The organism is Streptococcus sp. IsoGale022, from assembly GCF_031142805.1.
Classification (GTDB): Bacteria; Bacillota; Bacilli; order Lactobacillales; family Streptococcaceae; genus Streptococcus; species Streptococcus sanguinis_A.
The window spans coordinates 48,696-59,882 of record NZ_JAKZJI010000018.1; the positions used below are offsets into that span (position 1 = coordinate 48,696).

Genomic DNA, 11,187 nt, shown 5'->3' on the forward strand with positions numbered 1-11,187 from the left:
CTTTTTTAACATATTCTGTGATTTAAAATATTATTTTTTTTAAATCTCAAAGGTAGGATTTTAATATCGCTTTGAGATAATATTTCGCCAGTCTTAGCTCTTAGACTTCCAGTCATACTCCCAAGTCTGTTCTTTTCCACCACCTGATGGTGTGAAAGTCGAAATCAACTTGTGATTGTCTTTATCAATTTTATGTGCAATATCATTGCCGTTTTTAGCAAGGGTCTTAGTCAAGTCTGCTTCACCTTTAGAGTTTTTAGCAATATATGGTGCTAAAACATTAATATTGTCAATTGTTACATTGTCAGGATCATCCTGTGAACCAATATAAGACTGAACAGCTGAGATAAGCTCGCGGTGCTCAGACTGAATACGGCTCTTACGAGCGTTGTCTTGGAAGGATGTGATAGCTGGAATCGCAACTGCTGCGATAATAGCGATAATGATAATTACTACAATCAACTCAACCAAGGTAAAACCTTTACCTTTTTTCTTCAAATCCTGACGGAATTTTTGCAATTTGTTTAACATTTGAATAGTTCTCCTATTTCTTTTTCATAAATTTTAATACATTCGCCCACAGGGGCATTTGTTTTGTTCCTAGCTGGGAGACCCTACAAACTCCCAGCATCAGAACGATTTTCCTAACTTTTTGTGCAGAGCAACTACTCTGCGAATCCTAACTTTCTTGAAACTTCTATTATTGATTTGTTTCAGCACCTGCATCCACAGCGTGAGCAAGCTCAAACATTGGCAACATGACAGACGCCACGATACCACCGATGATAACCCCCATGACGATAATCATGGCTGGCTCCAAGAGTGAGAGCAGCTGCTTAATCGCTGTTTCAAGCTCTTCTTCATAATAATCTGATGTCTTGACCAGCATGGACTCCAGAGACCCAGACTCCTCACCGATCTTGACCATGGAAAGCATCATAGGCGGGAAGAGACCCGTTGCGGTAATCATCCCTGTCAGACGTTCTCCTTTTTGCAGACCTTCATTAGCGATCTTCATCTTTTCAATGACGACAGCGTTGTTGGTTGTTGCAGCAGCAGACTCAATAGCCTCGACTAGAGGGATACCCGCACTGGTCAGGATAGCCAAGGTGCTGGCAAAGCGAGCAGTGACAATCTTCTGCATCGGCCCCTTGATGACCGGTAGCCAAAGCTTGAGGCGATCCAGCTGGTAGCGACCCGCCTCTGTGCTGCGATAGCGCAGAAAGACAAAGACTAGAATCCCCGTCACACCGAAGAGGATATACCAGTAAGAGCGGACAAAGTTACTAGCTGCTAGGACGATACGCGTCGGCAGCGGCATGTCCATCCCACTCTGCTCAAAGATTCCTGAGAAGCTTGGGATAACGACATAGAGCAAGGCTAGGACTGCGGCCACAGCTAGAAAGGCTAGGACTGCGGGATAGATCATAGCTCCGCGAATCTGGCGGCTGGTCTTGAGCTCTTTGTTATAGTGCTCAGACATCTTTTCCAGCACCTCGTCCAGCTTACCAGTCTTTTCACCGGCCTGCACCATACGGATCAGGAGATCGGGAAACATCCCTTCCTGATCTAGCATGGCCTTGGACAGCTGACTACCTTCTTTTAGGCTCTTGCTGACGATTTTAAGGCTGGACTTGAGATTCTTTGAAGTAGCCTGTTGCTCTAGGATATCCACTGCATTATTGAGGGGAATCCCCGACTCCAGCATAACTGACATCTGCTTACAGAAGAGCGATATGTCCTTGAGCTTGATCTTCTTGCTTTGGAAAAGGACAATCTCCTTAGAGCCCATGACCTTTTCTTCGACACTGATTGGCTTCCCTTTGAGACGGATCCGATTGACGGCGTCCGTCCGGTTAGGCGCATCCACCTCTAGTGTGACGACCCCTTGCCGAGTGTCTAAGTATTTACAAACATATACTGTCATGCTCTAGTACCCCACTATTCCTAGGGATTTTTCGACTTGAGCGCGGTCCACTGAGTAAGACAGCAACGTTCTCTGATCGATGACATTGCGACGATAGAGTCCCATGAGTGAAGTGTCCATGGTAATCATGCCTAGCTGAGCCCCTGTTTGGATTGGCGTCAGCAACTGGTGGGTCTTCCCTTCGCGAATGAGGTTGCGAATAGCGGGTGTTCCCAGCATAATTTCAAAGGCAGCTACACGCCCCTTGCCGGTCGCTGTGCGCATGAGCTGCTGCGATACAACGCCTTCCATAACGGCGGAAAGCTGTACACGGATTTGCTCCTGCTGCTCGGCTGGAAATACGTCGATAATCCGGTCCATGGTGTTTACGGCACCGACCGTGTGGAGGGTTGACAGAACTAAGTGACCTGTTTCCGCCGCACGCAGAGCGATTTCAATCGTTTCCTTATCCCGCATCTCACCGACTAGGATGACATCCGGGTCCTGACGAAGGGCACCGCGGAGAGCATTGCCGAAGCTCTGCGTATCCGCTCCCAGCTCACGCTGGTTGACCAAGCACTTATTATGTGTATGCATGTACTCGATCGGATCTTCAATCGTGATAATGTGCTCATCCCGCAAGCTATTCATGTAGTTAATCATGGTTGCCAGGGTCGTTGACTTTCCGCTTCCTGTTGGTCCGGTAACCAATATCAGACCCCGGCGTTTCTCAGCCAGCTTTTTGATAACTGGTGGCAATCCCAGAGATTCCATAGATGGAATATCCTTGGGAATGACCCGCAAGGCAATCCCGCAGTTGTTTTTCTGCTTAAAGATATTGACCCGCAAGCGATAGCCATTATCGACCTCATAGGCACAGTCGACTTCACCGACTTCTAAAAGATGGGCAATCTGCTTCTCATTTAAAATATGCTTGGTGAAGCGAACCGTGTCTTCGTTGGTCAAAATTGTATTGTTGAGTTGTGTTAACCTCCCGTGCAGACGCATGGTTGGCTCAGCGCCAACCGTGAAGTGGATATCTGATGCACCCGCTTCAATCGCCTGCTTAATTAACTCATCCAAATTCATCCTAAACTTCCCCTTCTAGACTAAAGGCAATCTTCATTGCTTCTTCAATCGTTGTAGTCCCCTGTTTTGCGATATCTATGGCCTCCTCCGCCAAGTCTCGCATACCATTTTTCTTAGCTTCTGCCCGAAGCTGTGCTGTTGTTCCACCATCATTAATTAGTGATTTAATCTCCCTTGTCACTGCCATGATTTCGTGGATAGCTATACGTCCATAGTATCCCGTACCGCTACAGTAGTTGCAGCCGCGTCCGCGATACAAGGTGTCTCCCTTGTGAATACCGATACCTACATGTTCATTTGTTTCTACAGTGTATTCAGTCTTACACTTAGGACAGATGCGCTTAATCAAGCGCTGTGCGATAATACCGACAGTCGCCGTTGAGACCAGATAAGGCTTGATGCCCATATCGACCAAACGGTTGACTGTACTAGCTGTGTCATTGGTGTGGATAGTCGAGAGAACGACGTGACCAGTGATAGCGGCCCGAACCGCGATACTAGCTGTCTCTTCGTCCCGAATCTCCCCCAAGAGAACGATGTCCGGGTCCTGACGCAGGATACTTCTCAAACCACTCGCGAAGGTCAGTCCAGCTTTGTTATTTACCTGAACTTGGTTGACCCCTTCCAATCGGTACTCAACCGGATCTTCAACAGTGATGATATTTTTTCCTACATCATTGAGCTCACGGAGCGCTGTGTAGAGAGTGGTTGTCTTTCCGCTTCCTGTTGGACCAGTCAGCAAGATGATGCCTTCTGGCGCCTTGAGAATCTCTTCAAAAAGTTTCTCGTTGGTTGGCGAGAATCCCAGCTCCTCTTTACTGAGGAGAGTTGCATTCCGACTCAAAATCCGAATAACGATTTTTTCACCGAATACAGTAGGCAAGACTGAAACCCGCATGTCGACTTCCTTACCGTCGATGGTTGTTTCAATCCGTCCATCCTGAGGAATCCGCCGCTCGGCGATGTCCAGACCACTCATGATCTTAATCCGTGTCGCAATGGCTGAGTGAGCATTGGCTTTCAACTGCATGTTTTCCACCAAGGTTCCGTCAACCCGGAAACGAACACGAACAACTTTTTCAAAGGGCTCAATATGGATATCGCTGGTCCGCGTCTTGATTGCCTGACTGATAATCGAGTCAATCAAACGTACAACCGGAGCGTTTTTGATTTCGAGATCTTCTTCGACGATCTCTTCATCCACATTAAAACCTTCGATTTCGGTCGCTGCCTGTTGGGCTTCTTCTCCTTTGGAATAGTATTGATCGATATATTTCTCAATATCATCCCGAAAAGTTACATAAGGTTCTACCGCCATCTTAGAAACGATTTTAACATCGTCTAGGGCGATATAGTTGCTTGGGTCTGCCATCGCAACTATTAACTTGGGTTCTTCTCCCTCTTCTCCATCTGTGAAAGAGATCGGAATCAATCCATGACGTTTAGCAACTTTTTCTGAAACCTTCTCGACAGCTTCCTTTTCTATCACAAACTGTGATAGATTGACATGAGGTACACGGTAGTAGTAACTCATGACTTTCAGCATATCTTCTTCTGTCACATAGCCCTTGCTGATTAGATATCTCTCTAACTGCATGTTTGATTGTGGCATATCTTGAAGAATTTCTTCTTTTTGAGCTGCCGTTATCAGATTGAATTGAACCAATATAGCGATTAGTGCCATTTGTTTCTCCTGTCTGTGATTTTTTTGTAAAAATCCTTCAATTCTTTCTATGCGTTATTAGATAACAGCTTTCTTAAAAAAAAATCTCCCTCGCTTAAAGATTCCTTTAAGGTTTCTTTAAGCTTTTTAAGTTAGGCTAGTACATGGAAAATTTACCAATAGAACCAAACTTAATGTTTTAAGTTAGATGCTTTGAGCAGTATCTCCATTTGATAAACCTAGTAAACAGTCCTTAAAACAATCACAGGATTGATAAGGGGCGTTTTAGATTTGTCAAAAGGGGCGCAAAAAAGCAGATGCCAAAAACATTTGTTCTTGCGTTCTTAAATACTATACAAAGCAAGTTCTCTTGCAAAATTTCTCATGCTTTTAGATGCAGGTTAAACCGTGTGTGTGTGAAGTTGGTTTAACCCGAATCAGCAAGCAGCCAGTGCCATAAGATAAGAATTCTTATCTTATGGTTTTTCTTTTTACCGATATGCATATTTTGGTAGGAAATGCTAGGAACAAAAGCTTTATTTGCTTTAAAAAACATTTACCTATCACAGTATATGACATAATTGACATCTTGTCAACAAGTTTGCATCGAAAAAAATGATTGCATTTAAAAAAATGTTTAGTTTTGATAAAAGCTTGTTATATCAATGTTTCTAACGTTTTTTTAATGACTTTTTTTCTTTCGAGGTTTAAAAAAAAGCAATTTTTTAAGGGAATTTCTCCCCTTTGTCGCTTTCTCACCAGCCGTCAGATGGACAGTGTGACAGCATCTGTCTTCTTCTGGTCGGTAGTCGATATGCTTAGGAAAGGCGCTTCAGGACAAGGCTTAGCAAGCATTGCCTGTTTCTTCCTACTCAATAGTATATGCTAAAGAAAATGCATTGTCAATACATTTGCATTTTCTTATATGTAGAACTTCTCTAAAAATGCACAATGTACTCAGCTTGTCTATTTTCCTTGAAAAACCTAGAAAATTTAAAAAGCTATAATTTTCAGACAAACAAATAGAGGAATTAAATAAGAAGAAAATCATCCAAAGAAGATTACTCAAAAGATGATAATTAGAGTATAAACGAAAAAACAGCCCGAATATCGGACTGTAGAGATTTAGTTTACGGTAGTACTATTTAAGTATGAGGTTTTAAATCGCCCTCTCCACCTAAACACCACTCTTCATGTTCTTCTAAGCTGCTATCTGTCTGGATAGTGATCTTGGTGATACCATAGGACTGCAGTTCTTGACGAAGAGTAGTCTGGGTCTCAATTAGAAGGTCTGGATTTTCAAGACAGATATGAATCATGGCAAATTTTTCCAAACCGTCTGTGGTCCAGACATTGAGCTGGGTAATAGTCTGAACGTTTTCAACCGCTAGAATTTCCTGATAAAGCTGGCTCAAATCAATATCGCTAGGGATATGATCCAGAAAGATCTTGATGTTTTCCCAGAACTTAGGCAAGGCCTTGCTGAGGATGAAGCCTGCAATGAGCAGGGAGAGCAGCGGGTCAAGAAAATACCAGTCGGTAAAGCGCAAAACGATAGAAACCAGAATAACAGCCAACCAACCCAAAATGTCCTCTAAGAAATGGAGACTGAGAATGGACTCATTGTGACTGTGTCCATGGCTATGTCCATGACCGACTACCTTGCTAGCTGCTAGATTGACCACAATGGCAATAACCCCCAGCACCAGCATGCCGTCATAATTGACCTTTTCAGGCGCAAAGACCTTGGGTACATTTTCGATAATCACCAAAGCCGAGCCGACCAGCAAGATGACTGAGGTCAGCAGGGCTCCCAAAAGACTGTAGCGCTTATAGCCCAGAGTGTATTTCTTGTCTTCTTTTTTATTAGAAATTTTTTCAAAAAGGGTGGAAAGTCCGATGGCCATCGCGTCTCCTGTGTCGTGCACAGCATCGGCTAGTACAGCGCTGGAATTGAACATAAAGCCAAAGATAAACTCAAGAATGGCAAAGGAAAAGTTTAATAGAAAAGCAATAGTCATATTTTTACTAGATTTCACGGCAGCCTCCTTTCAGTTTGGCTAAATTTATAGTATAATGTAATCAAAACGGAACACCTTGTTCAGTTTTCTTCATCTTTATTATCCCTTATTCTCAGAAAGGAAACAAGAAGCAATTGAGGGGCTTTGTCTGTTACTGAACAATCCTGCTCTTTTGTTCCGAAACGCTATGGACAGACGAGTCAAGAAATCACGCGCAGCTATTTACCAGGCTTTTATCAGCCTGCTGCATCAAAAAAGCTATGAAAGCATCACGGTACAGGAAATCATCGACCTGGCAGATGTTGGCCGGTCGACTTTCTATGCCCATTTCGAGACCAAGGAAGCGCTGCTAGAGGAGGTTTGCCAAGACCTCTTTCAGCATACCTTTCTTGAGCGCGACGATGGCAAGGATCTCTTTGAAGCAACCACCCATATTTTCAAGCATTTCCAAAAGAATCAGGACAAGATTGCGACCTTGCTGCTTTCGAAAAATATCTATTTCACCAATCGCTTAAAGATAGAACTGGAAAACTATCTCTTTCCGATGATTCAGGAGCAGCTCCTGCAGAAAAAATCTCAGCTGCCAGAGCCCTTTCTGAGAAATTACGTGACCTCTACCTTTGTGGAGACGGTCAGCTGGTGGCTTCAGCAAAAGAAAACATTACCAGAAACAGTTATCAGCCAGTATTTTCTGGATTTGATGGACTGATTTTATTGTGATGTTTACATAGGAGGAAACTTTACTTTATGAAAAAGCAACATTCGAAATTTTTACTTCCAGGTATTCTGATGGTGGGAGTTGCCCTGCGGGCACCTTTTGCAGTGCTGCCTGTTGTGCTGGGCGATATTGCTAAGGGACTGCAAGTTCCCGTCAACTCTCTGGGACTGCTGACTAGCCTGCCCTTGATCATGTTTGCACTCTGCTCAGCCTTTTCCCCACGCCTGGCTCAAAAGGTCGGTCTGGAAAAGCTCTTTACCATAGCCATGATTGTGCTGACTCTGGGCTCTTTTATTCGTATCTTTAACCTGCCTCTACTCTACGCAGGTACAATCATGCTAGGGGCTGCCATCGCTGTCTTAAATGTGCTCCTGCCCAATGTCATTCAGGCTAATAAGCCAGAGAAAATTGGATTTCTAACCACGCTTTACATCACTTCTATGGGACTGGCCATCTCAATCATGTCTCCCTTGGCTGCGCCTATTGTCCGCTTAGCTGGCTGGAAAGGACTGATTCTCGTCCTGACCCTCATCTGCTTACTAGCCTGCTTGATTTGGCTTCCTAACAGTCGGCATAATCACCAACTGACTAGCAAAAGCCGCGAGCAGCAAATGGGGTCTCTGCTAAAAAATTCTAGAGTATGGGCTCTGATTGTTTTCGGCGGCTTGCAGTCCTTGCTCTTTTACACAGCTATCACTTGGCTGCCGACTCTTGGCCAGTTGGCAGGACTTTCCGATGATGCTACTGGATTCTTAGCCTCTATCTTTTCGATTATTAGCCTGCCTTTAGCTATGACTGTCCCTAGTCTGACTACCCGTCTCTCTGCAAAACAACGCTTGGGGATGATTACTCTCTTTTCTGCAGCCGGCGTCATTGGTCTGGGTATGCTGTTGATTCAAACGGATTCTTTTATCTACTGGCTCATCCTCAATCTGCTAATCGGTATGTCCGTCAGCGCCCTCTTCCCCTACCTCATGGTTACTTTCTCGCTCAAAACCAGTACCCCTGAGCAAACCGCTCAGCTATCTGGCTTAGCCCAGACTGGTGGTTATATTCTGGCCGCTTTTGGCCCTAGCCTCTTTGGCTATAGCTTTGACTTGTTCCGCTCTTGGACTCCAGCCATCCTCATTCTCATTGGCTTGGCTGCCATCGTGACGCTAACACTCTTTTATATTGAGAAGTTTGACAAGATATAATAAAGACGAAAAAATGCTTAGAAATCCTAAGCGTTTTTGCAATAGTTGAGGCACTCTTCCAGATCCACATCTCGCTCTAAATGTTCTGGTGTCCAAGGAATCAGGATATCTGGTTCAACTCCCTTGTCATTCATACCCTTTCCTTGATCAATCCTAGTGTCACGTGAAGTGGGAAACAGGAGCTCATAGTCACCAAAATCCTTCACGCAGCAATTAGAATAATCTAAAATTCCCATAGTCGGACGCCCTAGAACCGTAACCTTGGGCATCTTTTTCATAGTATCAACAAAATTATCACCTGAAGACCCACAGGTAACATCTGCTAGTACAAAGACTTTTTCAGGTCGAGCTAGGCCTAGAACGTCTGGCAAAAAGTTCTGATTACTGTCCTCACCGCCATAAAGGACATAACCTTTCCCCCGATTCTCTTCCAGCTCTTTTAGAAATTCTTTGAGAATCTGGTGAGTTTCTGCTGACAAGTTTGGATCTTCTAGGATATTTTGCATCAGTTGCTGACGCAAATCAACATTTCTATCAGTATAGAGAATCTCCATCCCATCGTCGCTTGGCAAATCTAAGTCACTGAAGGCCTTTCCTTGAGGGAGAGTATATTTGAAAAGTGGATAATAAAGTGAGTCCGTCCCGCCATAATTGACTCGAACATCAATGATTAAATACTTAGCCTGCTCAATAGCTGCTTGACTGTCTGCATATAGCTGAGTGATGGCTGCCTCATTCGTAAAATCTTCTAACTTAAGATAGACGATATCCTCAGAAAGTCTGCACCATTCAAACTGCGGTGGCTTCTTTGGATGGGCAGTCGGCTGAACATGCAGTTGCTCTTCCTTGCCATTGCGTACCACCGTAACTTCTCCGGCATGCTCCACAAAGTAAGCCCACTCCTTGTGCTGTCGCTCTGGTGTGGCACTGACAAAATAATCCTTGTGCTCTTGATAAACCTGGGGCAAAGGTTTCCCATCCAAGGCTAGAATCTGGTCTCCACGTTTCAGCTCTGTATCGCTATTTGCCTGCAGGACGTAGAGGCAGTCTTGGTAGTATCTCACTTTAAAGCCGGGCGGTTGCGTTTCCTTAAGTCCAAACCAAACATGAGACAAAATTCCAAAACTGGCTATATAACAATGCATCTGGTAAAGAAAGTCCTCTTGGCTCATCTGGTCTGTGATACGCGCTCGATATTCTTCGGGATTTGCACCCTTGATGTCTTTCTTTGTAGAGGAATCATCTCGCATAATTTCTACGACTTGGTCAAAAATCTCTGTTTTCTTCATCTTTTACTCCTTCTTCCAGGTGGCCTCATCATCCAGCAGGTCTCGCTTGGACATTTTTGAGACATGACGATTGCCGGCCACATAAAAGCCCAAGTGCTCCTCTCGCCAGGCATCTGTGCAGGTCACGCCAATCCGCGGACGACTGGCAATCTGATTGGGAGTCAAATCATGGGCTAATTGCAGACTGGAGGTCGCTAAACTCTGTCCATCAAAGCGCTTATCAATCCCAGCATACTTGGTTAACTTGCCAGGTCCGTTAGCTAAAAGTCGGCCATCCGGCAGCTCCAAGGCTCGAATCAGTACAGCTTCAGCCACATTTTCACCCTTGGTCACCAGATTCAGCATCTGATGACCATAAATCTGATAAACATACCAGTGACCTGCTGGCAGATACATGGATTCATTCCTAGGGGAGCGGCGCCCTCCAGCAGAATGACAGGCACTATCCTGACCTCCTAGATAGGCTTCTGTTTCGACAATCCGGCCTAACTTCTGGCCATTTAGAATCAGCTGCATACCTAACAAAGCTCGAGTTGCTGCAACTGTGTCTGTCTCGATTAGTTTATGAAAATCTCTTGATAACATAGGTTGATTATAGCATGATTTCTCCATTTACAGAGGAAAAGAAATGTTGCAAAAATGTTATTTTTCTCCTTCTTATAGACTTGTTATTTATTACAAAATAATTACAACATAAATAACCCAGAAAGCGCGAAAAGCCTTTTAAAATCTGTATATTTTCTATTTATCGTACATATTGTTTATAACATTTTTATTAATACAGTATGTTATTTATGTATCAATCCAGTTTTTCATTGCTTCAAATGAAATATTTGTTTAATATTATACTAGAAGGAGGGGTAAGATGAAAAAATTATCTAAAATTTCTTTATTTTTATTACCACTAATTGCACTTTTCTTTTTGGCAGCTTGCGGAAATTCTGCAGATAAGAAGACTGAAGAAAGCTCAAGTTCAAGCTCAAGCGTATCTTCTTCATCTAAAGCTAAGACAAGCTCTAGCAGCTCATCTGAAGAAAGCGGCAGTGCCAAAGTCAACGTAAACGGCGGAGATGCCAGCGTTAATGTAAATGGCGGAGACGAAAGCGGCGATGCTTCTGTTGAAACTAATGGAGACGGTAGTGCTAATGTACAAACTGACAACGCTGGTGTTAGCGTAAATGAAGATGGCGTTCATGTACAAGGCGGCGGTGTTGATGTTAAGGTCGGCAGCGACGGAACTGTCAATATCCAAACACCTTAATTGAAAAACGTGTTTCAATTATTATAAATCATGAAAACCGAGAT

Annotated in this window: 10 protein-coding genes; 3 read left to right on the plus strand and 7 right to left on the minus strand. The window is 43.9% G+C overall.

All coding sequences use genetic code 11. The annotated features are described in order from the left end of the window. Window positions 1–93 precede the first annotated feature (93 nt). The 5 genes from RG608_RS09385 to RG608_RS09405 all read right to left on the minus strand — a co-directional run bounded on the left by RG608_RS09385 (window position 94) and on the right by RG608_RS09405 (window position 6,697). The gene (locus RG608_RS09385; RefSeq protein ID WP_002917980.1) at window positions 94–531 is read right to left on the minus strand and encodes a prepilin-type N-terminal cleavage/methylation domain-containing protein; all 438 of its coding nucleotides are present in this window, start codon (window positions 529–531) and stop codon (window positions 94–96) included. Window positions 532–700: 169 nt separating this feature from the next. Then, window positions 701–1,927 (minus strand): type II secretion system F family protein, encoded by a 1,227-nt coding sequence (locus tag RG608_RS09390; RefSeq protein ID WP_308946899.1) that lies wholly within the window; start codon window positions 1,925–1,927, stop codon window positions 701–703. A 3-nt stretch (window positions 1,928–1,930) separates the two neighbouring features. Continuing rightward, the gene (locus RG608_RS09395; protein ID WP_002899359.1) at window positions 1,931–2,995 is read right to left on the minus strand and encodes a type IV pilus twitching motility protein PilT; all 1,065 of its coding nucleotides are present in this window, start codon (window positions 2,993–2,995) and stop codon (window positions 1,931–1,933) included. Between the two features lies 1 nt (window position 2,996). Further along, window positions 2,997–4,679, minus strand: a complete 1,683-nt coding sequence (locus tag RG608_RS09400; RefSeq protein ID WP_308946900.1) for an ATPase, T2SS/T4P/T4SS family — start codon at window positions 4,677–4,679, stop codon at window positions 2,997–2,999. 1,124 nt (window positions 4,680–5,803) lie between these two features. After that, a complete protein-coding gene (locus tag RG608_RS09405) occupies window positions 5,804–6,697 on the minus strand; it encodes a cation diffusion facilitator family transporter (protein ID WP_308946901.1) in 894 nt (297 codons plus the stop codon). A 169-nt stretch (window positions 6,698–6,866) separates the two neighbouring features. Between RG608_RS09405 and RG608_RS09410 the strand changes: the two genes are divergently transcribed. Together RG608_RS09410 and RG608_RS09415 are read left to right on the plus strand one after the other, a co-directional pair. After that, window positions 6,867–7,388, plus strand: coding sequence for a TetR/AcrR family transcriptional regulator (locus RG608_RS09410; RefSeq protein WP_176799688.1), 522 nt, complete (start codon window positions 6,867–6,869; stop codon window positions 7,386–7,388). A 38-nt stretch (window positions 7,389–7,426) separates the two neighbouring features. Next, window positions 7,427–8,593, plus strand: coding sequence for an MFS transporter (locus tag RG608_RS09415; RefSeq protein ID WP_308946902.1), 1,167 nt, complete (start codon window positions 7,427–7,429; stop codon window positions 8,591–8,593). Window positions 8,594–8,619: 26 nt separating this feature from the next. Here RG608_RS09415 and RG608_RS09420 read toward each other — a convergent pair whose 3' ends face one another. Together RG608_RS09420 and RG608_RS09425 are read right to left on the minus strand one after the other, a co-directional pair. Further along, window positions 8,620–9,882 carry a S41 family peptidase gene (locus RG608_RS09420; protein WP_308946903.1) on the minus strand — a complete coding sequence of 421 codons (1,263 nt, stop codon included), beginning with the start codon at window positions 9,880–9,882 and terminating at the stop codon, window positions 8,620–8,622. Between the two features lie 3 nt (window positions 9,883–9,885). Beyond that, window positions 9,886–10,467, minus strand: a complete 582-nt coding sequence (locus RG608_RS09425; protein WP_308946904.1) for a DNA-3-methyladenine glycosylase — start codon at window positions 10,465–10,467, stop codon at window positions 9,886–9,888. 280 nt (window positions 10,468–10,747) lie between these two features. Between RG608_RS09425 and RG608_RS09430 the strand changes: the two genes are divergently transcribed. Continuing rightward, window positions 10,748–11,143 carry a hypothetical protein gene (locus tag RG608_RS09430; protein ID WP_308946905.1) on the plus strand — a complete coding sequence of 132 codons (396 nt, stop codon included), beginning with the start codon at window positions 10,748–10,750 and terminating at the stop codon, window positions 11,141–11,143. Window positions 11,144–11,187: the final 44 nt, after the last annotated feature.

Coding starts and splice junctions, on each gene's coding strand:
- RG608_RS09430 (WP_308946905.1), top strand. CDS start 10,748: ATGAAAAAATTATCTAAAATTTCTTTATTTTTATTACCACTAATTGCA.
- RG608_RS09385 (WP_002917980.1), bottom strand. CDS start 531: ATGTTAAACAAATTGCAAAAATTCCGTCAGGATTTGAAGAAAAAAGGT.
- RG608_RS09425 (WP_308946904.1), bottom strand. CDS start 10,467: ATGTTATCAAGAGATTTTCATAAACTAATCGAGACAGACACAGTTGCA.
- RG608_RS09410 (WP_176799688.1), top strand. CDS start 6,867: ATGGACAGACGAGTCAAGAAATCACGCGCAGCTATTTACCAGGCTTTT.
- RG608_RS09390 (WP_308946899.1), bottom strand. CDS start 1,927: ATGACAGTATATGTTTGTAAATACTTAGACACTCGGCAAGGGGTCGTC.
- RG608_RS09420 (WP_308946903.1), bottom strand. CDS start 9,882: ATGAAGAAAACAGAGATTTTTGACCAAGTCGTAGAAATTATGCGAGAT.
- RG608_RS09395 (WP_002899359.1), bottom strand. CDS start 2,995: ATGAATTTGGATGAGTTAATTAAGCAGGCGATTGAAGCGGGTGCATCA.
- RG608_RS09400 (WP_308946900.1), bottom strand. CDS start 4,679: ATGGCACTAATCGCTATATTGGTTCAATTCAATCTGATAACGGCAGCT.
- RG608_RS09415 (WP_308946902.1), top strand. CDS start 7,427: ATGAAAAAGCAACATTCGAAATTTTTACTTCCAGGTATTCTGATGGTG.